Origin of the sequence: Polynucleobacter sp. MG-28-Ekke-A2, assembly GCF_035012985.1 — a bacterium.
Taxonomy (GTDB): Bacteria; Pseudomonadota; Gammaproteobacteria; order Burkholderiales; family Burkholderiaceae; genus Polynucleobacter.
Map to the genome: position 1 here is coordinate 1 of NZ_JAYGQU010000025.1, position 25,319 is coordinate 25,319.

The following is a 25,319-nucleotide window of genomic DNA, read 5'->3' on the forward strand; positions in this document are numbered from 1 at the left end:
CAGTTTGGCTAAGGTGTTGATAGGTCATGGCTACTTTGACTTGCAGGTCTAGAAGCTTTGGATACTAAAACATCCTTAGCCTCCTTAACTAGTTGTTCAAAGTTGCACTTCGTAGTTGAATCCACCAGGTATTAATGTAACCGTGAAGCTTATTTTAATTATGCACCTTCGAAGTTCATGACTCGGCGATACCACTCATGAAAATGTTGCATACCATCTTCCATTGGACTTTGATAGGGGCCGACCTCATTAATGCCGCGAGCTAGTAGTGCTGCACGCCCTTGATCCATGCGCTCAGCAATTTCATCATCTTCGATGCAAGTCTCCATATAGGCAGCACGTTCTGCTTCCACGAATTCACGCTCAAACAAAGCGATTTCTTCTGGATAGTAGAACTCAACAATATTGCGCGTTTTACCGGGACCCATTGGGTGCAGTGTTGATACACACAGAACGCCTGGGTACCATTCCACCATGACATTGGGATAGTAAGTAAGCCAAATGGCACCATGGCGTGGGGCTTTGCCGTCAAACTGACGAAGTACAGCTTCATGCCAGTTGCGATAGGTTGGTGAGCCTGGAATTTGTAAATCTTTGTGAATGCCCACGGTTTGAACGCTATGCCAATCGCCGAACTCCCAGTGCAGATCTTCGCAAGAAACAAACTTTCCAAGACCCGGATGAAATGGCACAACGTGATAGTCCTCGAGATAGACCTCGATGAATGTTTTCCAGTTGTAGTTGCATTCATGTACTTCAACATGGTCAAGAACATAACCTTCAAACTTGAGGTCATCGGCAACACCCAGCTTGGCAAGATCGGTGCGCACATCGCGAGGACCTTCGAATAACAAGCCTTGCCAATTTTGTAGCGGGGACTTACCAAGATTTAAACAGGGCTTATCCTCAAAGTGAGGGGCGCCTAATAAATTGCCGCCTAAGTCATAGGTCCAGCGATGTAATGGACAAACAATATTGTCAGCTTTACCGCGACCATTGAGCATCAATGCTTGACGATGGCGACAAACATTGGAAAGCAGTTCTACTCCAGACTCATTGCGAACAAGTATGCGACCTTCGTTTTCTGCGCTTAAAGTTTGATAGGAGCCCATTTCAGGAACCATCAGTTCGTGACCAACATAGCCGGGGCCCTGCTTAAAAAGCAGTTCAATTTCCCGCTGATACAGGTCAGCGTCAAAATATGCCGAAACCGGCAATTGCAAATTGGACGGCGCAAGCTTCTGCGCGGTAGCCAGATTAGTCATTCTCCCCACCCCCGAAAACGTCAGCCGAAGCTAAGCGGAATAACCAATCCAACCATCGACGGATCGATATTGGAAAGGAAGGGGTGGATTATACCCATCCAAACGGCTTCTCGCTTTAATATATAGGGCTATCCGTGTGGGAAATACGAAGGAATCCAGCTTATGCCAGCCAAGAAGTCAGAGAGTCAAAAACCCGGTCTTGAGGTCCTAATTGACCCCGATTTGCGCTATGAGCAAGCCGTTAAAGAGCTTGAAAAGCTCATTTCCGATATGGAATCTGGCAAATTTTCCCTAGAAGAAACCCTGTTAGCCTATCAACGCGGCGCAGCCTTGCTAAAGCACTGTCAGGGGATGTTGGCCCTGGTTGAGCAACAGGTTCGAGTGTTCGAGGCTTAATTGGGCACTGCTTTTCAATTTCAGGAGTGGATTACTTCTCACTCCGAGCGAGCTGAGTTGGCGTTAGATCGCTTGCTCGATTCCGCCCAAACTACGCCACATCGTTTACATGAGGCTATGCGTTACGCAGCGCAAGGTGGCGGCAAGCGTATTCGCCCCTTATTGGTTTATGCCGCAGGACAACTTGGCAATAATGCCGAAAGTACCGAATCATTGGATGCTGCGGCTGTAGCAATTGAGTGTATTCATGCTTATTCATTGGTGCACGATGATTTGCCATGCATGGATGATGATGACTTACGTCGCGGTCGTCCGACAGTGCACAAAGCTTTTGATGAAGCAACAGCATTACTCGTTGGGGATGGATTACAAACGCGCGCTTTTGAAATCTTGGCCAATGTAAATGGTGATACGCAAGTTCGCCTCAACATGATTTCTGCATTAGCGGCTGCCTCTGGCTCACGCGGCATGGCGGGTGGTCAGGCAATTGATTTGGAAAGTGTTGGCAAGAAATTAGACCTGAATGGTCTAAAGCAAATGCATGCTATGAAAACAGGAGCTTTGTTGTCATGCGCTGTGGAATTAGGCGGTATTGCTGCCCACCTAAATCCAGCGCAAATGGCGCATTTGGGAAATTACTCAAAGTCCCTAGGATTGGCGTTTCAGATTGTGGATGACGTGCTGGACGCCACTGCGGATAGTCACACCTTGGGTAAGACAGCTGGCAAGGACGCTGCTGCTAATAAGCCGACCTACGTGACCTTGATGGGTTTAGACTATGCACAGAAGCAAGCTAAAGAGTTGCAAGAAACAGCAATCGCTAGCTTAGACAGTTTTGGTGCATCTGCACAAGCATTAAAAGATTTAGCTCTCTTGGTTGTCAATCGCGGCAAGTAAGAGATCAATCAGAGTAATAAGAGAAATTCATCAGTACAGATTATTTAGGTTCAATGACTTTACATTCCATTAACTCCCCCGACGATCTCAAAAAACTCTCCCGCGAAGAGCTGCCAGCTCTAGCTGATGAGCTGCGCGAGTTTGTTTTGGATTCCGTATCCAAGACGGGTGGACATCTGTCGTCCAACTTGGGAACGGTGGAGCTCTCTATTGCTTTGCACTATGTCTTTGATACCCCAGACGATCGCATCGTTTGGGACGTTGGACATCAAAGTTACCCACATAAGATTCTGACTGGTCGTCGTGAACGCATGGGTAGCTTGCGTCAGCACAAGGGATTGTCAGGCTTTCCGCATCGCTCTGAAAGTGAGTTTGATGCTTTTGGTACCGGTCATTCATCCACCAGTATTTCTGCAGCAATGGGTATGGCGCGTGCATTTCAAACCAAGGGTGAACGACATGTGGCTGTAGCAGTGATTGGTGATAGTGCGATGACTGGCGGTATGGCTTTTGAGGCAATGAATAATGCTGGTGTATACGACGACTTACCCCTTGTAGTGATTTTGAATGACAACGACATGTCGATCTCGCCTGCCGTGGGCGCGCTCAATCGCCATTTGGCTAGATTGCTCAGCGGTAATATTTATTCGGCGACGAAAAAAGGCATTGATAGTGTTTTATCAATTGCGCCCCCTTTGCGTGAGTTTGCTAAGCGCCTTGAAGATCACGCCAAAGGAATGGTTTCTCCGTCGACAATCTTCCAAGAGTTTGGCTTTAATTATTTTGGCCCGATTGATGGTCATGATTTAGATGCTTTGATTCCGATGCTGCAGAACGTGCGGCGCTTGGCTTTAGAAGGTCGCGGGCCCCAGTTCTTGCACGTGGTGACTAAAAAGGGTCAAGGCTATGAATTAGCTGAGGCTGATCCTGTGCTCTATCACGGCCCTAGTAAATTTAATCCTGAAGAGGGCGTCAAAAAATCAGCCGCCAGCAAAAAAACGTTTACTCAAGTATTTGGTGAATGGTTATGCGACATGGCGCATGCAGATCCTTTATTGGTTGGCATTACTCCAGCAATGCGAGAGGGTTCTGGCTTAGTTGAATTTGAGAAGAGTTTCCCTAAGCGTTACTACGACGTCGGTATCGCTGAACAGCACGCGGTCACTTTTGCAGCCGGTATGGCATGTGAAGGCATGAAGCCAGTAGTGGCGATTTACTCCACTTTCTTGCAGCGCGCGTATGACCAACTCATTCATGATGTAGCGATACAGGATTTGCCGGTGTTGTTTGCATTGGATCGTGCTGGTCTCGTTGGTGCTGATGGCGCTACCCATGCTGGCGCTTATGACATTCCATTTTTGCGTTGTATTCCGAATATGCTGGTCATGACGCCGGCAGATGAATCGGAATGCCGCGATTTGCTAACGACTGCCTTTCATCAGCCACATCCAAGCGCGGTGCGCTATCCGCGTGGCGCAGGTGTTGGCACTATCCCATCTAAAGAATTGCGTACTCTGCCATTTGGTAAAGGTGAGATTCGTCGTAAATCCACTGCGCCTGCTGGTCAACGTGTGGCGATATTGGCTTTTGGCACTTTGCTCTACCCGGCACTCGAAGTGGCTGAAGGGATTAATGCAACAGTGGCCAATATGCGCTTTGTGAAGCCGCTCGATGTAGATCTCATCCAATCGTTAGCAACTGATCATGATTATTTTGTGACAATTGAGGATGGGGCTATTGCCGGTGGTGCGGGTAGCGCTTGTTTAGAGGCGCTCTCGAATCTCGGTATTCAGAAACCCCTCTTGCAATTAGGTCTTCCTGATCAATTTATCGAGCATGGTGACTACAGCCTGCTGATGACTAAGTGTGGCTTGGATGTTGAGGGTATTGCCAACTCCATCAAACAACGTTTTCCAGCAATATTGACCGTAAATTCTGCACTGGTGGGCAAATAAGCCCGTTTTGCCTGAAAATAGAGCTATGAATGATTTGAATCCCGCCTTTCTGAAAGCCAGCGCAATGCCTGACGTGCAATCCACTTTGGATGAGCGCGCACTACCTATTGAGCAAGTTGGTATTCGTGGCGTACGTCATCCTCTGACCATTCGCAGTAAGACTGGTAATTTTCCATCGGTTGGAACTTTTGAGATGGATGTGGCATTGCCCGCGCATGTGAAGGGTACACACATGTCTCGATTCATGGCGCTTCTCCAAAAACAAGATGCAGCCGTGGATAGCACGACCATTGTTGCCTTGGTACGCGATATGTTGCCTTTGCTTGACGCTAAAGAAGGTCACGTGCAATTTACTTATACGCACTTCGTTAAAAAAGCGGCACCGGTCTCTGGCGTAGAAAGCTTGATGGATTACGAAGTCACTTGGATGGCAACAGCCAAGCAAAATGCAACAGGCGGTTCTGATGTTGAATTGGGTTTACGCGCACAAGTTCCAGTAATGAGTTTGTGTCCTTGCTCAAAAGAGATTTCTGAGTTTGGTGCACATAATCAACGTTCACACGTCACTATGACTGTAGCGTTGGATTCTGAAACGCAGATGACAGTGGAGGATTTAGTTGCCGCTGCTGAAAGCGAAGCTTCTAGCGAGTTATGGGGATTGCTGAAACGTCCCGATGAGAAATGGGTTACTGAGCATTCTTATAGCAACCCGAAGTTCGTGGAAGACTTAGTGCGTGATGTGGCTGGCAATCTCAAGGCAGATCAGCGTATTCGCTCTTTTGTAGTGGAGGCTGAGAACTTTGAATCCATTCACAACCACAGCGCATTCGCCAGAATCAGTCATCAGAAATAGGCAAATTCAGATAGGCAATAAATCTATTTCAGATTATTGCTTTGCAAATCCCAGCGGGGTTTGATGTCAAAGGCTCCAGAAGTTGTGGAGCCATTATTTTTTTCGATCATGCGCAGTGCCCCAGCAAAAGCAATCATCACGCCGTTATCGGTGCAGAGTTCAAGTGGTGGGTAATGCACCTCAAAGCCATTTCGTTGCGCTTTGTCATTGAGCGCAGCACGCAGTTGTAAATTGGCACCAACACCACCTGCGAGCACCAAATGTTTGCAAGCTGATTGTTTAAGAGCCTTCTCCGATTTGCTAACAAGAACTGCCACGATGGAGTCAACAAAGCTTCTAGCAAGATCCGCATGAAATTGTGCGACCTCCGAAGGATTCGTAATATTTTTTTCTGTAAACTTTTTCGCTTGATTGAGAACGGCCGTCTTTAACCCCGAGAAAGAAAAATCTAAATCGCCAGAGTGCAGCATGGGTTTAGGTAAATCAAAAATACCTGGGCGGCCTTGCTCTGCTAATTTAGAAATAGCTGCGCCACCGGGGTAATCCAAGCCGAGTAATTTGGCCGTCTTATCAAAGGCTTCTCCCGCCGCATCATCCAAGGTTTCGCCAAGTAGCTCGTATTGACCAATCCCGGAGACTTTCATGAGTTGCGTGTGGCCACCAGATACCAGTAGGGCAATAAAGGGGAATTGAGGTGCGGTTTGACCCAAAAGCGGGGAAAGTAGGTGTCCTTCGAGGTGATGTACCCCTATAGACGGTAAATTAAGGCCTTGGGCTAGGGATTTAGCAAAAGCGCTTCCTACCAGGAGGGCGCCAGCCAATCCGGGGCCCTGAGTGAATGCCACGGCATCAATATCAGCCAATTTGAGGCCAGATTGGGCTAAGGATTGGTCTAAGAGGGGTAAAACACGACGAATATGGTCGCGGGAGGCTAATTCGGGGACAACGCCCCCATAGTCCCGGTGCATCGCGATTTGAGAGTGCAGACCCTGGCCCAATATGCCCTGGAAGGCCGGTTTACCCTCTTCCCAAGGCGTGGTGTTGTATAAAGCCACCCCGGTCTCGTCACAAGAAGTTTCTATTCCTAAAACAATCATTTTTTTACTTAGCCGTGCTAGAATCGCAATTCAGTTAATTTTTCGATATCTATCGAGCATATACGAGTTAAATAAGTATGACTACAGTCCGCCTCCGCGAAAACGAACCATTTGAAGTGGCATTGCGCCGTTTCAAGCGCACCATTGAAAAGAATGGCCTTTTGACAGACTTGCGTGCACGCGAATTCTACGAGAAGCCAACGGCTGAACGTAAGCGCAAGAAGGCTGCAGCTGCTAAACGCCATTACAAGCGTATTCGCAGCCAAATGTTGCCTAAGAAGCTTTACTAATAGAATTTAAAAGCTCTCCTCACCGAGAGGCTTTGAAACCCGCTGACGGTGAAACGCAGCGGGTTTTTGCTTTTTAATCACCTTTATTAATTTTCGACGTTTTATATTCAACACCAGGAATAAAGCCATGAGTCTAAAAGATCAAATCACCGAAGATATGAAAAACGCTATGCGCGCTAAAGAAGTTGAGCGCCTTGGAACGATTCGTCTTTTGTTGGCGGCGATTAAGCAACGCGAAGTCGATGAGCGCATTGTGGTTGACGATGCTGGCGTGATTGCGACTGTCGAAAAAATGATTAAGCAACGCAAAGATTCAATCTCTCAGTTTGAAAAAGCCAATCGCGATGATTTAGTTGCGATTGAAGCTGCCGAGATGGTGATTTTGCAAACCTACTTGCCTGCGCAGTTATCCGATGCTGAAGTAGAGGCTGCCGTAGTTGCTGCCGTCGCTTCTACTGGCGCTGCAGGCCCACAGGATATGGGCAAGGTCATTGGCGTACTTAAAGGTCAATTGGCTGGCAAAGCAGATATGGGTAAAGTATCTGGCTTGGTAAAAGCCGCATTGGCGAAGTAAGTAAACTCAGTAGCTAGTCAAGAAAGCAAAATCCTTTCATACTGGCTATATGGCGCTCATTCCACAATCCTTCATTGCCGATCTTTTAAATCGGGTTGATATCGTTGATGTGGTTGGGCAGCACGTTAAGCTAAAAAAAGCGGGCGCGAACTTTCAGGGTTTGTGCCCCTTTCATTCAGAGAAGTCTCCCTCATTTTCAGTGTCGCCCACTAAACAGTTTTATCACTGCTTTGGTTGCGGTGCACATGGGTCTGCCATTAGTTTCTTAATGGAGTATTCCGGGCTTGGATATGTGGATGCTATTGAAGATCTTGCACGTTCCGCTGGTTTGGATGTGCCTCGTGAAGAACGCACTGCGAATGATGTAGCAAGACAGCAGCAAGCAATGGCATTGAGTGAGGTGATGAGCACTGCTGCGGATTGGTATCGCCAACAACTGAAGGGTAATACTAGGGCGGTTGAGTATTTAAAAGGTCGTGGACTTACTGGTGAGATTGCTAAGCGTTATGCCTTAGGTTATGCGCCTGACGGCTGGCAGGGTCTTGAAGCAGTATTTGGCACCTACTCTAATGATGATGTTGCCAAGACTTTGCTAGAAGGCGGCTTACTGATTCAGGGTGAGCAGTCCGAAGGTGCGAATGTAAAGCGCTACGACCGTTTCCGTGACCGCATTATGTTTCCTATTCGTAATCCCAAAGGTCAAACCATTGGCTTTGGCGGACGCATTTTGGATCAAGGTGAACCAAAGTATTTAAATTCTCCTGAGACGCCATTGTTCTCAAAAGGTAATACGCTCTACGGCTTGTTTGAAGCAAGACAAGCGATTCGTGCACAAGAATATGTTTTGGTGTGCGAAGGTTATATGGATGTTGTTGCCTTAGCGCAATTGGGATTCCCCAACGCGGTTGCAACATTGGGAACTGCTTGTACAGCAAACCATGTGCGCATGCTACTCAGACAAACCGATAAAGTGGTTTTCTCATTTGACGGCGATTCTGCCGGACAGCGTGCTGCCCAGCGTGCACTCGAAGCATGTTTGCCGCTCATGTCAGACGATAAAGAAATTCGTTTCTTATTCTTACCGACAGAGCATGACCCTGATAGCTATGTTCGTGCTTATGGTGCACCTGCTTTTGAGAAGGTTATTAAAGAAGCGATGTCTATCTCTAGCTTCTTCTTTAAGGTTGTTAGTGAGGGTCATGAGCAAACTACCCCAGAAGGTCGAGCCCATACCCATCATGCCGCTAAGCCGCTTTTGCTCTCGATGCCTCCCATTGCTTTGCGTACGCAAATTCTGCGTGAGCTTGCGATTCGTACCAATACTACCCCTGCAGAACTAGAAGCATTTTGTGGTTTAACGGTAGCGCCTGCACCTGTTCGTCAAACTACTTATCAGCCAGCACAGGCCCGCTATCAAGGTGGACAAGGTAATCAAGGCAACCCAAATAGCCAAAATAATTTTTCTAATAATGGCAATCGTCAAGGCGCGCCTTGGCAAGCATCCAAAGGATCTGCAAAAAGAGTTGCCACTCAAAATATCGAGCCACCCAAAGCACCAACGGATTTAGCCGAGCAAATGCTGCGAGTGATTATTCAGTTTCCGCATTTGGGAAAAGCTTTGGATCCGAACAAGCGCGCACTAGCATTGAAGGCGGCAGAGCAGAGATCTGAAAAAGCCCACGCTTTAATGAAAGACCTTTTGTCACAGTGTGACTTGGTTGAGTTGATTCCAGGCGAGGGCAATAAACCTGCGATTGCAGGTGCCGGGGCATTTGCCATGTTCCAAGATCAACTCTCTCGTAGTGAGTTGGCTCCTCTGTACGAGGTCCTGAGAAATCGGGTAATGGGCTCTGATTTAGAGTTAGAGGGCGCAGCTGCTGATCTTGAGGGGGCATTCAAAAAGCTGGAATTAACCCATCTCAAGCAGGAAATGACCGAAATCGCCCAAAAGATCTCCGGAAGCACTGCTTCTGAGCAAGACAAAGCCCGTTATCGGGAATTGGGCGAAAAGCTGAAATTCTCCTAAGAATTTACTGAAACACCCCTAGAAATCCCCAGAAATTACCCCATATTTTTAAGTGTTACGGGGGTAAAAAAGTCGCAATCGACTATAATCCTCTGTTCCCAAGAAAAAACCGATTTAATTCAGCCACTTGCGCTTTATTTTGATGAAATTTGGGGTAAGTGGGTAAGTGAGTTACTACGGGGCTGTGTTTCATCAGTCGATATCAATAACAGTAATGTGAGTAAGTGCTAATAAATGCCGAATACCAAGACCAAAAAACCAGCTCCAAAAGCGAAAGCTCCAGCTAAACCAATAAAAGCCGCTGCAAAACCTGTGGCCAAAGCAAAAACCCCAGCTAAGCCAGTAAAGGCTGCCGCAAAACCAGTTTCTAAAGCTAAAGCACCAGCCAAGCCTGCTCCAAAAGCGAAAGCTCCTGCTAAGCCAGTAAAAGTTGCTGCTAAACCAGCACCGAAAGCGAAGGCCGTAGCAAAGCCAGCGCCAAAAGCTAAAGCACCAGTTAAGCCGGTGAAAGCTGTCGCAAAGCCAGCCCCTAAGGTTGCAGCTAAAGCACCAGCAAAACCAACAAAAGCAGTTGCGAAGCCAGCGGCAAAAATGCCGGCAAAGCCAGTTGCTAAAGCCCCTGTGAAAGCAGCAAAAGCAGAAGTCAAAGTTGAGCCAGTAAAAAAGGGTAAAGCTGCGCCTGCTCCTAAGGTTGAGCCAGTTAAAGAGGCAAAGGAAGTAAAAGCAACCAAAGGTAAAAAAGCCCAGGTTGCTGAAGTTGAGGTGCCAGCAGTTGAGGAAGAGAAGAAGCGTGGCCGTAAAGCCAAGGCGGATGCCCCTGCAGAAAATGCAGAGCCAGTATTAACGGATCGTCAAAAAGCGCGTGAGCGTAAGGCTAAAGAGAAGGCGCTTTTAAAGGAATTCGCAGCACAGCAATTGGGTACTGAAGAGCAGCAAGAGTTACGTCGTGCTCGTTTGAAGACTTTGATCAAGATGGGTATGTCCAAGGGCTACTTAACCCATGGTGAGATGAATGATGTAATGTCTGACGAGTTGTCTGATGCGGATGCATTAGAGACTTTAATTAGCCTGCTCAATGACATCGGTATTACTGTTTACGAACAAGCGCCCGATGCCGAAACCTTAATCCTGTCTGACAACACAGAAGCTGCAGCTTCCGAAGAAGAGGCTGAAGAAAAGGCTGAAGCTGCTTTATCTACAGTGGATTCAGAATTCGGACGCACTACCGATCCAGTACGTATGTATATGCGTGAGATGGGTACAGTCGATTTACTAACTCGCGAAGGCGAAATCGTCATTGCGAAGAAGATTGAAGCCGGTCTCAAAGATATGGTGATGGCTTTGGCTGCTTGCCCTGTAACGATTGCGGAGATTCTGAGCAACGTTGACAAGATTGCTAGTGGCGAGATGGAGATTGACCAGTTTGTTGATGGCTTGGTTGATCCAAATGCAGAAGATATTAAGCTTGGACCTGAAGAGCCAGAAATTGATCCGGATGCTGAAGAAGGCGATGAAGAGGGCGGCGAAGACGAAGGCGGCGGCGGTGGTGGCGGTGCTGCAACAGCGAATGCCAAGCAATTAGAAGAGTTAAAGCAGATTTCTTTAGAGAAGTTTGCCATCGTTCGTACACAAGCTGACAAGATGCGCCGTGCGTTTGATAAGGATGGTTATAACTGTCCTGCGTATCTGAAGGCACAAGAAGCAATTCGCGCTGAGTTGCTTGGTTTCCGTTTGACAGCGAAGAGTGTTGAGAAGTTATGCGACACCATGCGTTCCCAAGTGGACCAGGTATGGAAACTTGAGCGTGGCATCGTTAGCCTGTTGGTGGACAAAGTCGGCGTTAATCGTAGCGAAGTATTAAAAGACTTCCCTAAGATGTCTATGAATTTGACTTGGACTGAGAAGTTGCTTAAAGAGAACAAGCCTTACAGCGCGCTCTTGGAGCGTAACGTCCCTGCAATTCAAGAATTGCAACAGAAGTTGATTGATATTCAGAAGAATGTCGTTATTCCACTTCCAGAATTAAAAGAAGTAAACAAGCAGATGATCGCTGGCGAGAAGCGTGCCCGTGAAGCGAAACGTGAGATGACAGTAGCCAACTTACGCTTGGTAATCTCCATCGCTAAGAAATACACCAACCGTGGCCTGCAGTTCTTGGACTTGATTCAAGAAGGCAACATCGGCTTGATGAAAGCGGTAGATAAGTTTGAATACCGTCGTGGCTATAAGTTCTCTACCTATGCAACATGGTGGATTCGTCAGGCGATTACTCGCTCTATCGCTGACCAGGCACGTACGATCCGTATCCCTGTTCACATGATCGAGACGATCAACAAGATGAACCGTATCAGCCGTCAGATCTTGCAAGAAACTGGTCATGAGCCAGATGCAGCAACTTTGGCGCTGAAGATGGAGATTCCTGAAGACAAGATTCGCAAGATCATGAAGATTGCTAAAGAGCCTATCTCTATGGAGACACCAATTGGTGACGATGAAGATTCTCATTTGGGCGACTTCATTGAAGACGGCAATACCTTGGCTCCAGCAGAAGCAGCATTGCATGACTCTATGCGTGATGTGGTGAAAGACGTTCTCGATTCATTGACACCACGCGAAGCAAAAGTATTGCGTATGCGCTTTGGTGTTGAGATGAGCACTGACCACACTCTCGAAGAAGTCGGCAAGCAGTTTGACGTGACTCGTGAGCGTATCCGTCAGATCGAAGCTAAGGCCCTGAGAAAAATGCGTCACCCAAGCCGTAGCGATAAACTCAAGACCTTCCTCGAGGAAGATTGATCCAAGACTAACGGGCCCATAGCTCAGTTGGTTAGAGCAGAGGACTCATAATCTAATTAAGTTTTTTGATTTATTAAAATTACTCAATTAAATCAAGTATTTACATGTATTAAAAGTAGTAAAAATTGCTTCTACAGTGCTTCTACACTTTTTAGACCTAATTACTGGCCTAGCGAGTGCAGAAGTAGTGGGGCAAGTAATGTGAAGTTTTAGGGCCTATAGCTCAGTTGGTTAGAGCAGAGGACTCATAGCGTAAGTTGTGCCTTACACGTGGAAACTGTGTAAGGGATGGTGTCAAATTCGGAGAAACCTAAAGTCGTTTAAACGAATTGTTGTATTTGCTACTAAGTACACAAATCGTTTTAAACGAATATGGCAACGCCGAGCGAAGCTTCAATGCGAAAGTATTGTTGAACGTGTAGAGACTAGACGGCACCCACCTAAGTCGAAAGATATGGTGAAGGCATAGTCCAGGGAGTAGTGAAAGCTACACAAACCGGAATCCTTTGGTCCCAGGTTCAAGTCCTGGTGGGCCCACCAGAAAAGCAAACCCTCATCAGCAATGGTGAGGGTTTTGTCTTTTGAGCGTTACTTTACGTAACGTATGGCTGTCACACACTTGTACTTTGATGAGATTATTCATCTTGCAGCGCACCAACCACTCCGAGTCATTTGACATATATTAGTAGCTAGGTATAGTGCTTGAAGTATATATATTTGAATATAATTTCCAGTTATGAATGTACTAGAGGCAATCAATCAGAGAAGATCTACTAGGGCCTTTCTCACCAAGCCAATTTCAAAAGAAATAATTCTAGAAATATTAAAAATATCTAGTCGCGCACCATCAGGATCAAATACTCAGCCTTGGAGTGTTTATGTTTTGCTGGGCGAGAAATTAAAAAATCTCACTCAAGAGGTATGTCGAGCATATGAATCTATTCAACATGAGCCACGGCTCGTAGAGAATTTTAAATCTTGGTATAGCTACTACCCAGAAGAATGGGTAAGTCCATATATAGACAGGAGAAGAGAAAATGGCTGGGGTCTTTATAGTCTGCTTGGTATTCAAAAGGGCGATAAAGCTAATATGCATGCTCAATTTTTGAAGAACTTCACTTTTTTTGGAGCGCCTGTAGGATTATTTTTTACTATAGATAGAAGTTTGGGCCGAGGTTCTTTTTTGGATTACGGAATGTACCTGCAAAATATTATGTTGGCTGCAAAAGAATTCGGCTTAGATACCTGTCCACAGGCAGCTTGGAATGAATATGAAAAAGTTATTCTTCCAATCATAGGTAGCGGACCCAATGAGCTATTAGTTTGCGGGATGGCACTTGGATATATCGATAAATCGGACAAAGTAAACGAATACCAGGCGCCAAGGGAAGACCCCAGTCAATTTATTACTTGGTTGGCTTGATGAGTCTAGCTTCACCAGGACGTTTTGATCCGCAAAAATCTGTAATACGCCGGCGTTTTGAGTTTGATCCTATTTTGATTGATTCGATGCTCATGCCCGAGCAACTTAGGGCTCGATTTTCTTTAGATATTCCTTGGACGCCACAAGAGACCGATGAGAATAGGCACATTAAAGCGAGCTCCATAATCGAAAAAAAAGAGCTAGACGGTATTGAGGCTCGGGCAGCTATTTTGATGCCTATTATTTTTCGAAAAAATGAGCCTATGATTCTTTTGACAGAGCGATCTCAGCATCTATCTTCACATCCTGGACAGATCAGCTTTCCTGGTGGGAGGTTCTCAAATACAGATCAATGTTTGGTTAGTACTGCAAAACGGGAGGCCGAAGAAGAGGTTGGCATCAAAGAGGGGGATATTGAGGTGCTTGGTTCTTTCCCTGAATATTGCACAATTTCGGGATATCGAGTTACCCCAGTTGTGGCTCTTATTAATTCAGAATCCACATACAAGCTAGATTCTAATGAGGTGAAAAGTATTTTGGAGATCCCCATGAAATATCTATTGAATCCTAGAAATTTTATTTTGAGATCATGGGAGAGTGACCAGGGTCGTAGACACTTCTACTCTATTGCATTTGAAAATTACTTTATATGGGGTGCTACTGCGGCCATGCTGCGAAATTTTTACTCTTTTCTAATTGCAACAAAACCTTAATTTAAGATTACTCAGTTGGCTGAAAACTAGTTCTTGCATGGGCATCGAGCGAAGAATTAAACTTTTTAAGAAGTTGAAGTAGTGTCGTCAGTTCAGGCTCTGTTAACCCAGAGGCCAGTTTCATGTAAGCCTTATTAACATGTTTTTGAGACTCTTTAAGTAAGATTTGACCATCAGAAGAGAGGGTAAGTGAGTAACTTCTTTTATCAGAGGGGTGCTCAGATCTTGTAATAAGACTTCTACTTTCTAAGTCTCTTAGCACTCTAAGAGTGGTCACCTTATCAAGACCCAATTTTCGAGCTAAATGAGATTGATCAATACCTGGGAGAGTATGAAGAACAGTCAAGATACCATATTGAACTGGCGTCAGTTTGATACCTTGGCATTCTTGTTCAAAAATCGAGATTGATATTTGGTGGGCACGTCTTAGCAAGAATCCCGGTCGATCATAGAGAAGATGTAATGCATTTGGATTTGACAGTGGCATAAGCTATTTTGCAAAATTAATCCGATATTTTAACTGTCCCCTCTTTTGCGAGCTTGGCCCATTTTTCTGTGTCCTCTATGTACCACCGGCCAAAATCAGCTCCTTTTCTTGGTATTGGCTCAGCCATTACTGAAGAAAGTTGATTAATAACTTCAGGGCTGTTTAATGCAGTTAAGACTGCTTCTTCTAGCTTGTTTTGGATTGGTGTGGGGGTGGCAGATGGAACAAAAATACCAAACCAGGTCCCGACATCAAATCCAGAGTAACCCAACTCATTTAAACTGGGCACATCAGGTAAGGCACTTGATCTTTTTGGAGAGGTTACTGCAATAGCCCTTACTTGACCAGCTTTAACTTGCGGCAGGGCAGATCCCATGACATCAAACATGAAAGTAATTCTTCCGGCGATTAGATCAGGGTAGGCTGCACCACTACCTTTATACGGAATGTGAGCCATATCAGTTTTCGACCTGCTTTTTATGAGCTCTCCAAATAGATGGCTTCCAGTAGTTGGCCCTGCAGATCCAAAGTTAACATTACTCTTTTTTGCTTCATTAATTAAATCATCAAAATTTTTGATATTTGATTTGCCTGAAACTAACAGCAGACTAGGCAATGTAGCAATGCCAGCTATTGGTTTTAATTCAGATCTTGGGTCAAAATTTAATTTCGCAAAACTCAGGCTGGTCGAGAGACTGAGGGATGCAAATAATAAGGTGTACCCGTCTGGCGCGCTTTTAGTAACGAACTCAGCTCCAATATTCCCGCCTGCGCCAGGCTTCAGCTCTGTGAAAACGGTTTGCCCCAACGCCTGTCCCATTGCGATCGATATTGGCCTTGCTAGTATATCGGCTGAACCTCCCGCAGCATATGGCACCACCATTTTTATTGGTTTATTAGGAAAATTTTGTGCCCTCAACTCAAATGAGAGTAAAAAAATCAAAACTGTTACTGACCAGATTGAAAATTTCTTTTGCATGGCTTATCTCCTTCTAAAGATAATTTGTAGTTAGCTCGCTAACTAAATATTTGTATATTAGGGTTTTTACTGTATTTGCTTAGCACAAATTAAGTTAGTATGCTATCTAATATATCAAATTAAAGCCCTATTAATGCGTCTTAATTCGCTAAATCAGCTAAGTGCAGCCAGTCTTTTTGTAGCTTCTGCCCACCGTTTTGGGGCAAATATTGCACTGCGATCTGCTAGTGAAGATAGGACGTATTCACAATTGGAGGACCGTACAAGCAGAATTGCGCAGGGACTAATAAATGCCGGCCTTCATCCTAGCGACCGAGTGGTTCTCATGGTGCCCAATGGCATTCAGTTTATCGAGGCATGGTGGAGCATTGTGAGGTCCGGAGCGGTCGTGATTCCCATTAATGCACTTGCCACAAAAAATGAACTTGTAACAATTCTCAATGCATCTAAGGCATCTGGAATCATTATTAATAGTAAAGACCAAGTTAGCCTATGTGATGAAATCAGAAAAATTTTTCCTGAAATGATCATCATTGCTAACGAGAGTGATGAAAAGTTGAAGATATCAGCGCTTGAAGACATAGTGCAAGCATCACCCCAACTTGAGATGCCTATTAATGTAGGTCTTGAGGATCCCTGTGCAATTTATTTCACTGCTGGAAGTACTGGGCAACCCAAGGGAATCGTTAGATCAAATCAAAGTGTTGTTTGGGGCCTGGGTATGCTGGCACGAACATTGTCTTCTGAAGATATCTTGTTAGCGAGGGCGCCAATGGCCCATACAGGTGGCTCATTGACAGGCCCTTTTGCCATCTTAATTGCTGGGGGCACACTTATCATACCTAGCAATACTTCAGTTGAATGCATTATGGATGAAGTGCAAAAACATCAAGTGACACATTTATATGTGCACCCAACGATTTTTGCTAAAAAAATGCTTCAATATCTCGAAGAGAATAACTGCAATTTAAGTCATATAAAAAAATTGCAATGGACTGCGGGCCATTTACCGGAGTCCATTAGGGATGAAATTTTTAAAATATTTCCTAAGATACCATTTGAAGTGACTTATGGAATGACTGAAGCAAGCAATATTGCTTCCTTCGAATATTTACCCAATAATCCATCGCGATCCATTAATGCAAATTGCGTGGGCTACCCCCTGCTGGGAGCTGGGATTAGGATTGTGAATCAGCATGGTATTGAAATGTCGCATGGAGATACTGGTGAGATTGAAATATTTACGCCAACAGCATTTACGTGCTATTTGGGGGATGAAGAAAGTGCTCAGCAGTCGATTACCAAGGATGGCTGGTTTCATACTGGTGATACAGGGCATGTTGATGAAAACGGAGCACTCTATCTTGATGGCCGTACTCGGGAAATTATTAATACCGGAGGGATGTCGGTTCAGCCGGCAGAGGTTGAGAATGCTTTAGCTGAACATGATCAAGTCGTTGATGTCATTGTGTTTGGAATGTTGCACCCTGAATGGGACGAAGCAATAACGGCTGTAGTTACCTTAAAAGACCCTAATTTCCCTGATATAAAAATAGATTTAATGGAGTTTTGCAGGCAAAAGTTAGCGGCCTATAAATTACCAAAAAATATTTTTATTACTGCCGAGCTTCCGCGTAACGCAAGCGGAAAAATTGATAAAAAAAGAGTGATAAAGATTGTTTTAGAGCTAGAAGAATTAATTAACCAGGAGGAGCAATGACCCTAAACGCCAACTATGAAACTATATCTATTTCTACCAAAGATTACGTTCTTGAACTGTCTCTTAATAGGCCAGATCAATTAAACGCTATGAATGCTTTATGCAGAGATGAACTGCAATCTGTTTTCAATGCGTTTAGAGATAGCGCTGAATTAAGAGTCATCATCATCACCGGAGCAGGCCGAGCATTTTCCGCTGGAGCAGATCTCAAGGATGGCAGCGTAGATGAAAGCGTGATTGATTCAGTTGAGTCTAGATGGTGGGGCGACTTTCGGGTAGCTCTTGCTAATACCGGAAAGCCCTCGATTGCTGCGGTAAATGGTTTTGCCTTAGGTGGAGGTTTTGAATTAGCTTTGGCTTGCGATTTTCGTTTAGCTTCGGAAGCTGCATTCTTTGCGATGCCTGAGATCACTTTTGGATCTATTCCAGCAGGCGGCGCAACTCAGAGGATTGCTCAACTGGCAGGCGCATCTGTCGCAATGGAATTGGTATTAATGGGAGAACGTATTGATGCAATGACTGCATTGCGGCTGAATTTAGTCAATCGCGTCTTACCGCCTGAGGCCTTAATGGAAGAAGCTCGTATCTGGGCTGGCAAGCTTGCTGCTAAAGCCCCACTTGCAATTAAATATGGCCGTGAAGTCATCCTTAAGGGATTGGATTTGCCAATTGCAGAAGGAATTCGCTTGGAAGCGTATTTGGGTGGATTGCTGCGAGCAACAGAAGATCGTCTAGAGGGCAGGGCAGCAATGCTTGAGAAACGACCACCTCAATTCAAGGGCCGTTAATTCATTGGAATTTATTAAATTAATTATTTTAGGAGAGTCATAAATGAAACCAACAAACAATATTAAAGAACGTCAATTATTCCGCAAAGGCAGTGAATTATCAGATGATGCTAAAGCGATGATTGTAAAAATGCTTACGGTTCAATTGCAATCAGAGTATGCAGATGCACCTGACCGTTCTGGTTCAATTTGCCCAACAGTGGAAGACAAAACTTGGCTTGATTTTCAGATTGCTCAAGAAAAAGCTCATGGACTTGGAGTGGCCCAAGTATTGGAAGATATGGGCGTTGACCCTGCACCATTAATTAAGCAAGCAGAATCATCTGTGATGGAGGGTGATCGGAAACTAGATTACTTCAAAATTCAAATGAAAGATTGGGTTGAGCGCTCCATGACTCGCGTTTTGGCCGAGCGTACCGGTGGCATTCAGTCAATCGGTGGATTGGGTTCTAGCTTTATTCCCTTAGCAGTATGGAATGCAAAAAATTATGTTGATGAAGCCTTAGGTCACACCAAAATGGGGGTAAGTTACGCAAAGCGCCTGGTTGAAGAGGGAAGCTCACAAGGCTGCCAAGAAGCAGTAGATAAGTTTTATCCATCTTGCCTAGATATTTTTGGTGGTGTTGGTACCCCAAACGAGAAACGCTATCTTGACCTAGGCATTAAAACGTTAACCAATAACCAATCTCGCGCACTCTGGGTTGAATCACTTGAGCGCGATTTAAAGGAGCTAAATTTAAAGATCCCGGCTGCAAGATGGAAGGGTATTAGATCAGATTACCCTGCTGAAGAAGTAAATGCCTTTGATATGTTTCTTGAGATGGATGATTTGCCGGCTGACCGACACAAACTTGCAATACGTTTACTTTCTGGATGGCTTGCTGCTAAATATGCACGCCAAAATGAGATGGCCGTGTTTGTTGCGCCAACCCCTAAGTTAAAGCATGAGGTGGCTTTGCAGATGTCTGCAGATCGTGCTGCTGGTCTAGCTATAGCCAAAATGCTACGCAAGCTAAAGGTGGATCCCAATCCATTGGCAGATGAAGCCGAGCGTACGCTTACTGGCAGCAAAAATAAGGTTGAATTTTTAAAACAGAAATTACCAAGTTCTTGGGCTGGAATTGCTGTACAACAGTTAGTTGCAGCTCGTGTAACACAAGCTGCAACGCTGGCAACATTTGGTTCTTCAGTGATTCCGTTGGCCGTATGGTCTGGAGTGCACTATGACGAACAAGAGCGTCTTGCAAAAACTTGGCTTAGCCGTATTAAAAATATCGCTTCTTGGGAGACTCAATCTTTAGGGCAAGAGGCTTTAGACCAATGCTTCCCATATGCTCTAGATGCATTTGGAGCCGATGACTCTTCTAATGAAAATGCATATTTTGAAGCAGGCTTAAAAACAGCTTCAAATAATAATGTGCGAGGGATGTTCATTAAGATGATTACCGAAGATTTGCAAGGCCTAGGGTTAAAAATTCCATCCCTAACGCAAGGTGTACGCAAAACGTATTCGAATAGCTAACTAAATATGAAGCTGGTAAAAGATGAGTAATCAAATTTATATTGATGGGAAATGGTTAGATTCGAATTCTGATCTAACCATTCCTGTGTTAAATCCCACCACAGGTGGGGTAATAGCGACTATTCCGGCTGGTGATATGGTCGATGCAAATATGGCGGTTGAGGCTGCTGTTAAGGCATTTCCTGCATGGTCCAGCAAGACTTCGAATGAGCGCGCTGATTTAATCGACCGAGTCGCCGAACTTTTATTAGCTAAAAGCGATTTATTTGCCGAGATGATTACCAGTGAAGTTGGGATGCCTCTCAAGCTTTCAAAAATGATTCAAGTTGGCAATGCTATAGCCAGTTGGAAGCATTACGCCCAAATTGCCAGAGAATTTACGTATGAAGAGTCGGTGGTGAACTCGTTACTTGTTCATGAACCAATTGGCGTGGTTGCTTGTATTACTCCATGGAATTTCCCGTTGATACAAATTACTCACAAGATTGCCCCCGCCTTGGCTGCTGGGTGTACTGTTGTCCTCAAGCCGTCCGAGTTAGCTCCATTAAATGCAATTGCTTTGGCTCAAATCATTCATGAAGCAGGATTCCCTCCCGGGGTATTTAATTTATTAATGGGTAATGGTGAAGATGTGGGAGAGGCATTGGTATCGAATCCCAAGGTCGATATGGTTTCCTTTACGGGATCTACTAGAGCTGGGAAGCGAGTAGGTGCCATAGCGTCACAATCTATTAAGCGTGTGGCCCTAGAGTTGGGTGGAAAATCGAGTTCAGTTGTTTTAGATGATGCCGATTTAGCAAGGGCAATTAAAGGAACTTTAAATTCTTGCTTTTTAAATTCTGGACAAACCTGCTTAGCTCACACGCGTTTATTGATTCCCGAGAATAAATATGATGAAGCAAAGACTATCGTCCTGGCGGCAGTTGAGAAGATGAAGATTGGTGATCCCTTTGCAGAAGGGACTCGTCTTGGCCCTGTGATTTCATATGCCCAGAAAGATCGCATTAGAAATTACATTACTACAGCAAAAAAAGAGGGTGCAGAAGTTATTGTTGGTGGGGCTGAAATACCAAATGAATTATTAAGTGGAAATTTTGTACAACCAACTGTACTTGGTAAGGTCAAGCCAAACGATACTGTTGCGCAAGAAGAAATATTTGGCCCTGTCCTGTCGATCATTACCTACAAAGATGAGGAGGAGGCTCTGAAGATTGCAAACAATACCATTTATGGATTAGGAGGGGCTGTTTGGTCCAATGATTATGATCGAGCAATGCAATTTGCGCGTCATATGCGAACTGGCCAAGTTGATATTAATGGAGCCGCCTTTAATACTCTGGCGCCATTTGGTGGCTATAAACAGTCTGGAAATGGAAGAGAATATGGGCTTTATGGTTTTAAAGAGTTTTTCGAAATAAAATCCATCCAACAGGAAATACAAAAATGACTACAACTCCGCAATTAAATACAGATAGTAAAGTTCCCGAAAACGTAATGAATTTACCCTGCGTAGGGCAAGGATTTTATTGGCAAGATATTGCTGTAGATCAGGAATTTAGGACATTCCGAAGAACCGTTACTGAGACTGACTTGGTCAACTTTATCAATACTACAGGCATGGTTGAAGCAATCTTTATTGATAAAGATTTCAGCAGTCAGACAGGGGCAATTACTGGCAGGGTTGTTCCTGCGGCTCTTACTTATTGCTTAATTGAAGGCCTGCTTTTCCAATCAATGATTCAGGGCACTGGCTTGGCAATGCTTGAACTCGTTCAAAAGGCAGTTGCCCCAACTTTTGTTGGCGACTCGGTTTGGGCAGTCGTAAAAGTCATTGGTATTCGTCCAACCTCTAAAAATAATCGTGCAATTGTTACATCATTAATTAATGTTTTTAATCAAGATAATGTTTTGGTCCTAACCTATACAGCAGTCAGAATGTTAGCCGGCAGATAGGCTACCGGGTCATCTGATAGGCTGATATGACTACCAATAACCAAGCTCCATCAGGTTTTAAAGAAATTAATGTGGGTGGATTATTTATATCTCATAATGGACCGCTATATGCTGCTTTACGCAATAAGCAATTCGTTATGGGAATGATGATAGAGCAGCGTCACTGTAATCCACGTAACGTTTGCCATGGCGGCATGCTATCTTCATTTGCCGACATGTTGCTGCCTTATGGCGCCATGTATGCCCTTGGTATGAATCGAAGGTTTACTCCAACTATTAGCTTGCAACTAGATTTTCTAGCGCCTGTAAATTTAGGATCTTGGATAGAGGGTACTTGTGAACCACTTCGGTCCACAAGTAATTTGCTATTTGTTCAAGGCCTTATTAAACACAAAGATGAAATTGTAGTGAGGGCTAGTGGTTTGTTTAAGTGGGGGGATTTCGTGCCTTCAGACGATCCCATAAACCCCTTTGGCTTAGAGGAGACTTAAAAAGTTTTTAGAAATTTTTTAACACTTAATTTCTGATCTTAGCACTTATGATAACCAACAATTTGTATGCAATCCTATGAAAACTCTAATTCATCATGTCGCTTTACCTTTATGCATAAGAGCCTAGTCTGTAAAAGCCTTTAAATATTGAGTGGAGTAGCTCTAATGCCATTACACGGATTATGACTACCAGAGCATTCAGCCATATAAGTTATTGCTCCACAGCATTTAATTTTGAAAACTCAAGAGTGAGATGGTGTTTGCTATGATCTTATTAATGTAGTCACACAAATACTCACACACCGATAATCAAGCGACGTAACCTCTTGAAATCCTAGTGGTTTTCTTTGAGTGTCTGCTCTCATAGCGAAAGTTGTGCCTTATGCGTGGAAACTGCATAAGGGATGGTGTCAAATTCGGAGAAAGCTAAATGCAGCCAAAAGCTGCACAAGCTAACGCCGAGCCAAGCTTCAGTATGAAAGTGCTGTTGAAGGTGTAGAGACTAGACGGCACCCATCTAAGTAAGGATGTAAATCTTTATATGATGAAGGCATAGTCCAGGGAGTAGTGAAAGCTACACAAACCGGAATCCTTTGGTCCCAGGTTCAAGTCCTGGTGGGCCCACCAGAAATGAAAATACCAACCTTCGGGTTGGTATTTTTTTGAGCGTTACTTTAAGTAACGCTGGGCATGTTAGAAAGTGTGTAGGCAAACACTACACACTTTTAGGAGCGACGAATAATTAAGCCGATTATTAATCCTAATCCAGCAGCAAGCCCAGCCGACTCCCAGGGGTGGCCATGGACAAAGTGATCTGTACCTTTGGCGGCAGCTTTGGCTTTATCCGTAAGCACATCTTCAAAGTCCGCAATACCCTTCTTCGCACCTGCAAGAGTTTTCAAAGCCTTTGAACGAATCGTTTTGATCGCGTCATCTACATGTCCCTCAGTAGCTTCAATCAAATCCTCGGCATCTGCAATGAGGGCTTTGTAATCCCCAATTAATTGCTTGGAAACTGTCGTAGAAGCTTTGGTTATAACTTTATCTAATTTATTCATAATAATTCCCCACTTAAATCTTGATTGAGTAAAAGGACCACCTCTAAATTAATTGCGCTAGAAAACCATAATAAGGATTGGCAATACAGTTGATTGTCTGGTAACAGACATTGTTAGCAATTAATCGATAACTAGGCTTAAGGTATCCCAGGTGCACTTACCCATGGGCATAGTCAATTCGGCCAAATGGGTAAGGGTCTCGAAAAAGATATGGTGTTGATATGAGTATTAATTAGTTCTAATGCCTAACTCACCAAAATTAACTATGACACTGTTTAGCTTGGCTTAGTGAGGTGCCATCAGGTTAAATTTCTTTCGCTATGTCTGGTATCGAACATTTAATATGGAATTAACGAGATACATTGGAATTTAGATATGTGGCGAAAGGAATTCCAAATGTTAAGAACCATCATTTTGGTGATCGTAATACTGATGTTATTGGGCACTATCCCAATATGGCCCTACAGTATGAATTGGGGATATGGACCCAGTGGTGGAATAGGCTTGTTAGTTTTGATTCTCGTCGTCCTGTTAGTCACGCGCAGAATTTGAAGTTCTATGTGAGAGGCGCATTACTCATCTGAACTAGACGCTCGTTCGTCTGATTTTAATGAACCTATGTGCAGTGCCGTACAGAATTATCTAAGCATATTCACTACATTACCGTAATGGCCTAACGGCTATATCTGACGAGGTGAATTTAAAAAAGCCTTTCACTTTGATGCAATATAAATTTATAGAGGATTGAAACATGAACTATTTAGAACGAGATACCTTTGGCATGTATTCCAAATTAGCAAAAGATCATTCTGGTCCTGGACCAGAGCTGATGGGCGCTAATACCCTCATTGGAGATGATGTTTATAACCATAAAGATGAGCATTTAGGCGATGTTAAAGAAATTATGTTGAACATGCATACTGGCAGAATCAGCTATGCAGTCCTGTCTTTTGGCGGCTTCCTGACTTTGGGTGAAAAACTCTTCGCAGTTCCCTGGGAAGCATTGACTTTAGATACAGTCAAAAAACGCTTTGTGCTTAATGTTGAAAAGAAGAAGCTTGAAGATGCATCTGGATTTGATAAAGGCGATTGGCCTGATATGGCAAATTTAACATGGTCTCAGGGTATCCACACCTTCTATGGCACCAAGCCGTATCAAGAAAATGTTCACGCTTAAATTGTCGGCCTTTCATGTTTAGATGCCACATCATTCTGGCAGCTAAATACTCTGGCATGCAAACAAATAAACTAATTTAAAAATTAACGGAAATCATATGAAAAAATTTCTTACAGCAGCAATCCTTGCATTTACCATCACCTCTGCTCATGCAGCTGATATAGTTAATGCCGCAATTGATGCAGGCAATTTTAAGACTCTCGTAACCGCGCTAAAAGCTGCTGATCTAGTGGATACTCTCAAAGGCCCTGGTCCATTTACAGTTTTTGCCCCAACAGATGAAGCTTTTGCAAAAATCCCTAAGGCAAAGTTAGATGCTTTATTAAAAGATAAAGCTCAGCTTACCAAAGTACTGACTTATCATGTGGTAGCAGGAAAAGTAATGGCTATGGATGTCAAGCCTGGAAAAGTGAAAACTCTTGAAGGCGAATCAATTACGATTACCGACAAAAATGGCGTGCTAAAAGTGAATAACGCTAAAATCTTAAAGACCGATATCGTTACTGACAATGGAGTTATCCATGCTATTGATACAGTATTAATGCCCAAGTGATTCTTTGGCTTTGACTCAAATAAAAAAGGCGCCTAGGCGTCTTTTTTTTATGAAATTTTTTTGCATTTTTAGTGAGCGTGAGGCCATTGGGCCCTGTCAAGTAAAACCTACTTGAAGACATCACTAATCGTAATAGGACTCAGAAAATCAATGGAGCCGGCTGATGATTAAAGAAATAGAGACCCTGTAAATATTTCTGTGTAAGTTCACCGCGGGGCTATTGGTGAGCGCTGATGCGTTCACCAAATTCTATATCAAATCGATTGAGCGCTGCTCTCCAGTTCCGAATCGGCATCGTCCATCTCT

24 protein-coding genes are annotated in these 25,319 nt (G+C 44.2%); 19 read left to right on the plus strand and 5 right to left on the minus strand.

Annotated features, from left to right (window positions below; all coding sequences use genetic code 11):
* Positions 1-158: 158 nt before the first annotated feature.
* A complete protein-coding gene (locus VC188_RS10660; protein ID WP_215358474.1) occupies positions 159-1,265 on the minus strand; it encodes an aromatic ring-hydroxylating oxygenase subunit alpha in 1,107 nt (368 codons plus the stop codon).
* Positions 1,266-1,427: 162 nt separating this feature from the next.
* Between VC188_RS10660 and xseB the strand changes: the two genes are divergently transcribed.
* From xseB to folE2, 4 genes are read left to right on the plus strand one after another with little or no spacing between them, the layout of a single operon-like run.
* Positions 1,428-1,661 (plus strand): exodeoxyribonuclease VII small subunit, encoded by a 234-nt coding sequence (gene xseB / locus VC188_RS10665; RefSeq protein ID WP_215320832.1) that lies wholly within the window; start codon positions 1,428-1,430, stop codon positions 1,659-1,661.
* On the plus strand, positions 1,662-2,558 hold the full coding sequence (locus VC188_RS10670; protein ID WP_323483946.1) for a farnesyl diphosphate synthase: 897 nt from the start codon (positions 1,662-1,664) through the stop codon (positions 2,556-2,558). It begins immediately after the preceding gene.
* Between the two features lie 53 nt (positions 2,559-2,611).
* The gene (gene dxs, locus VC188_RS10675; protein WP_323483947.1) at positions 2,612-4,513 is read left to right on the plus strand and encodes a 1-deoxy-D-xylulose-5-phosphate synthase; all 1,902 of its coding nucleotides are present in this window, start codon (positions 2,612-2,614) and stop codon (positions 4,511-4,513) included.
* 25 nt (positions 4,514-4,538) lie between these two features.
* Complete coding sequence (gene folE2 / locus VC188_RS10680; RefSeq protein ID WP_323483948.1) at positions 4,539-5,366, plus strand: GTP cyclohydrolase FolE2; 828 nt, start codon at positions 4,539-4,541, stop codon at positions 5,364-5,366.
* 23 nt (positions 5,367-5,389) lie between these two features.
* Here the strand turns inward: folE2 and tsaD are convergent, their stop codons facing one another.
* Positions 5,390-6,463, minus strand: a complete 1,074-nt coding sequence (tsaD, locus tag VC188_RS10685) for a tRNA (adenosine(37)-N6)-threonylcarbamoyltransferase complex transferase subunit TsaD (RefSeq protein ID WP_323483949.1) — start codon at positions 6,461-6,463, stop codon at positions 5,390-5,392.
* Between the two features lie 77 nt (positions 6,464-6,540).
* On the opposite strand from tsaD, the gene rpsU reads away from it, so the two are divergent.
* From rpsU to VC188_RS10715, 6 genes are all read left to right on the plus strand, one after another.
* Positions 6,541-6,753, plus strand: a complete 213-nt coding sequence (gene rpsU / locus VC188_RS10690; RefSeq protein WP_011903537.1) for a 30S ribosomal protein S21 — start codon at positions 6,541-6,543, stop codon at positions 6,751-6,753.
* A gap of 127 nt (positions 6,754-6,880) precedes the next feature.
* Entirely contained in the window at positions 6,881-7,327 is a 447-nt protein-coding gene (locus VC188_RS10695) for a GatB/YqeY domain-containing protein (RefSeq protein ID WP_323483950.1), read from the plus strand.
* A 49-nt stretch (positions 7,328-7,376) separates the two neighbouring features.
* A complete protein-coding gene (gene dnaG, locus VC188_RS10700) occupies positions 7,377-9,353 on the plus strand; it encodes a DNA primase (protein ID WP_323483951.1) in 1,977 nt (658 codons plus the stop codon).
* Positions 9,354-9,587: 234 nt separating this feature from the next.
* Positions 9,588-12,149: an RNA polymerase sigma factor RpoD gene (gene rpoD, locus VC188_RS10705; RefSeq protein WP_323483952.1), complete on the plus strand. Its 2,562-nt coding sequence runs from the start codon at positions 9,588-9,590 to the stop codon at positions 12,147-12,149.
* Between the two features lie 736 nt (positions 12,150-12,885).
* The gene (locus tag VC188_RS10710) at positions 12,886-13,572 is read left to right on the plus strand and encodes a nitroreductase (protein WP_323483953.1); all 687 of its coding nucleotides are present in this window, start codon (positions 12,886-12,888) and stop codon (positions 13,570-13,572) included.
* Positions 13,572-14,285 carry a CoA pyrophosphatase gene (locus VC188_RS10715; RefSeq protein WP_323483954.1) on the plus strand — a complete coding sequence of 238 codons (714 nt, stop codon included), beginning with the start codon at positions 13,572-13,574 and terminating at the stop codon, positions 14,283-14,285. Before VC188_RS10710 ends, VC188_RS10715 begins: the two co-directional genes overlap by 1 nt.
* Before the next feature lie 7 nt (positions 14,286-14,292).
* On the opposite strand, the gene VC188_RS10720 is transcribed toward VC188_RS10715, so the two are convergent.
* Together VC188_RS10720 and VC188_RS10725 are read right to left on the minus strand one after the other, a co-directional pair.
* The gene (locus tag VC188_RS10720) at positions 14,293-14,772 is read right to left on the minus strand and encodes a MarR family transcriptional regulator (protein ID WP_323483955.1); all 480 of its coding nucleotides are present in this window, start codon (positions 14,770-14,772) and stop codon (positions 14,293-14,295) included.
* A 16-nt stretch (positions 14,773-14,788) separates the two neighbouring features.
* Positions 14,789-15,751, minus strand: a complete 963-nt coding sequence (locus VC188_RS10725; protein WP_323483956.1) for a tripartite tricarboxylate transporter substrate binding protein — start codon at positions 15,749-15,751, stop codon at positions 14,789-14,791.
* Positions 15,752-15,884: 133 nt separating this feature from the next.
* Here VC188_RS10725 and VC188_RS10730 point away from each other — a divergent pair, with 133 nt between their 5' ends.
* The 6 genes from VC188_RS10730 to VC188_RS10755 are packed head-to-tail and all read left to right on the plus strand — an operon-like array spanning position 15,885 to position 22,225.
* Positions 15,885-17,471, plus strand: coding sequence for a class I adenylate-forming enzyme family protein (locus VC188_RS10730; RefSeq protein ID WP_323483957.1), 1,587 nt, complete (start codon positions 15,885-15,887; stop codon positions 17,469-17,471).
* Entirely contained in the window at positions 17,468-18,259 is a 792-nt protein-coding gene (locus VC188_RS10735) for an enoyl-CoA hydratase/isomerase family protein (protein WP_323483958.1), read from the plus strand. Before VC188_RS10730 ends, VC188_RS10735 begins: the two co-directional genes overlap by 4 nt.
* 43 nt (positions 18,260-18,302) lie before the next feature.
* The gene (locus tag VC188_RS10740) at positions 18,303-19,781 is read left to right on the plus strand and encodes a hypothetical protein (RefSeq protein WP_323483959.1); all 1,479 of its coding nucleotides are present in this window, start codon (positions 18,303-18,305) and stop codon (positions 19,779-19,781) included.
* A gap of 22 nt (positions 19,782-19,803) precedes the next feature.
* Entirely contained in the window at positions 19,804-21,228 is a 1,425-nt protein-coding gene (locus VC188_RS10745) for an aldehyde dehydrogenase family protein (protein WP_323483960.1), read from the plus strand.
* The gene (locus tag VC188_RS10750; RefSeq protein ID WP_323483961.1) at positions 21,225-21,734 is read left to right on the plus strand and encodes a MaoC family dehydratase; all 510 of its coding nucleotides are present in this window, start codon (positions 21,225-21,227) and stop codon (positions 21,732-21,734) included. Before VC188_RS10745 ends, VC188_RS10750 begins: the two co-directional genes overlap by 4 nt.
* 26 nt (positions 21,735-21,760) lie before the next feature.
* Complete coding sequence (locus VC188_RS10755; RefSeq protein WP_323483962.1) at positions 21,761-22,225, plus strand: PaaI family thioesterase; 465 nt, start codon at positions 21,761-21,763, stop codon at positions 22,223-22,225.
* A gap of 725 nt (positions 22,226-22,950) precedes the next feature.
* Here VC188_RS10755 and VC188_RS10760 read toward each other — a convergent pair.
* Positions 22,951-23,283: a DUF883 family protein gene (locus VC188_RS10760; RefSeq protein WP_323483963.1), complete on the minus strand. Its 333-nt coding sequence runs from the start codon at positions 23,281-23,283 to the stop codon at positions 22,951-22,953.
* 396 nt (positions 23,284-23,679) lie between these two features.
* Here VC188_RS10760 and VC188_RS10765 point away from each other — a divergent pair, with 396 nt between their 5' ends.
* The 3 genes from VC188_RS10765 to VC188_RS10775 all read left to right on the plus strand — a co-directional run bounded on the left by VC188_RS10765 (position 23,680) and on the right by VC188_RS10775 (position 25,013).
* Positions 23,680-23,835 carry a DUF3309 family protein gene (locus VC188_RS10765; RefSeq protein WP_323483964.1) on the plus strand — a complete coding sequence of 52 codons (156 nt, stop codon included), beginning with the start codon at positions 23,680-23,682 and terminating at the stop codon, positions 23,833-23,835.
* A 199-nt stretch (positions 23,836-24,034) separates the two neighbouring features.
* A complete protein-coding gene (locus VC188_RS10770; protein WP_323483965.1) occupies positions 24,035-24,460 on the plus strand; it encodes a PRC-barrel domain-containing protein in 426 nt (141 codons plus the stop codon).
* A 97-nt stretch (positions 24,461-24,557) separates the two neighbouring features.
* Positions 24,558-25,013: a fasciclin domain-containing protein gene (locus VC188_RS10775; RefSeq protein ID WP_323483966.1), complete on the plus strand. Its 456-nt coding sequence runs from the start codon at positions 24,558-24,560 to the stop codon at positions 25,011-25,013.
* The last annotated feature ends 306 nt before the right edge of the window (positions 25,014-25,319 follow it).

Bases quoted from the DNA above. Each gene is read 5' to 3' on its own strand.
- VC188_RS10735 (WP_323483958.1), top strand. From the start codon at position 17,468: ATGACCCTAAACGCCAACTATGAAACTATATCTATTTCTACCAAAGAT.
- dxs (WP_323483947.1), top strand. From the start codon at position 2,612: ATGACTTTACATTCCATTAACTCCCCCGACGATCTCAAAAAACTCTCC.
- VC188_RS10775 (WP_323483966.1), top strand. From the start codon at position 24,558: ATGAAAAAATTTCTTACAGCAGCAATCCTTGCATTTACCATCACCTCT.
- VC188_RS10760 (WP_323483963.1), bottom strand. From the start codon at position 23,283: ATGAATAAATTAGATAAAGTTATAACCAAAGCTTCTACGACAGTTTCC.
- VC188_RS10750 (WP_323483961.1), top strand. From the start codon at position 21,225: ATGACTACAACTCCGCAATTAAATACAGATAGTAAAGTTCCCGAAAAC.
- VC188_RS10770 (WP_323483965.1), top strand. From the start codon at position 24,035: ATGAACTATTTAGAACGAGATACCTTTGGCATGTATTCCAAATTAGCA.
- VC188_RS10725 (WP_323483956.1), bottom strand. From the start codon at position 15,751: ATGCAAAAGAAATTTTCAATCTGGTCAGTAACAGTTTTGATTTTTTTA.
- dnaG (WP_323483951.1), top strand. From the start codon at position 7,377: ATGGCGCTCATTCCACAATCCTTCATTGCCGATCTTTTAAATCGGGTT.
- VC188_RS10720 (WP_323483955.1), bottom strand. From the start codon at position 14,772: ATGCCACTGTCAAATCCAAATGCATTACATCTTCTCTATGATCGACCG.
- rpoD (WP_323483952.1), top strand. From the start codon at position 9,588: ATGCCGAATACCAAGACCAAAAAACCAGCTCCAAAAGCGAAAGCTCCA.
- VC188_RS10730 (WP_323483957.1), top strand. From the start codon at position 15,885: ATGCGTCTTAATTCGCTAAATCAGCTAAGTGCAGCCAGTCTTTTTGTA.
- VC188_RS10660 (WP_215358474.1), bottom strand. From the start codon at position 1,265: ATGACTAATCTGGCTACCGCGCAGAAGCTTGCGCCGTCCAATTTGCAA.
- rpsU (WP_011903537.1), top strand. From the start codon at position 6,541: ATGACTACAGTCCGCCTCCGCGAAAACGAACCATTTGAAGTGGCATTG.
- VC188_RS10710 (WP_323483953.1), top strand. From the start codon at position 12,886: ATGAATGTACTAGAGGCAATCAATCAGAGAAGATCTACTAGGGCCTTT.
- VC188_RS10740 (WP_323483959.1), top strand. From the start codon at position 18,303: ATGAAACCAACAAACAATATTAAAGAACGTCAATTATTCCGCAAAGGC.
- VC188_RS10765 (WP_323483964.1), top strand. From the start codon at position 23,680: ATGTTAAGAACCATCATTTTGGTGATCGTAATACTGATGTTATTGGGC.
- folE2 (WP_323483948.1), top strand. From the start codon at position 4,539: ATGAATGATTTGAATCCCGCCTTTCTGAAAGCCAGCGCAATGCCTGAC.
- VC188_RS10745 (WP_323483960.1), top strand. From the start codon at position 19,804: ATGAGTAATCAAATTTATATTGATGGGAAATGGTTAGATTCGAATTCT.
- VC188_RS10755 (WP_323483962.1), top strand. From the start codon at position 21,761: ATGACTACCAATAACCAAGCTCCATCAGGTTTTAAAGAAATTAATGTG.
- tsaD (WP_323483949.1), bottom strand. From the start codon at position 6,463: ATGATTGTTTTAGGAATAGAAACTTCTTGTGACGAGACCGGGGTGGCT.
- xseB (WP_215320832.1), top strand. From the start codon at position 1,428: ATGCCAGCCAAGAAGTCAGAGAGTCAAAAACCCGGTCTTGAGGTCCTA.
- VC188_RS10695 (WP_323483950.1), top strand. From the start codon at position 6,881: ATGAGTCTAAAAGATCAAATCACCGAAGATATGAAAAACGCTATGCGC.
- VC188_RS10715 (WP_323483954.1), top strand. From the start codon at position 13,572: ATGAGTCTAGCTTCACCAGGACGTTTTGATCCGCAAAAATCTGTAATA.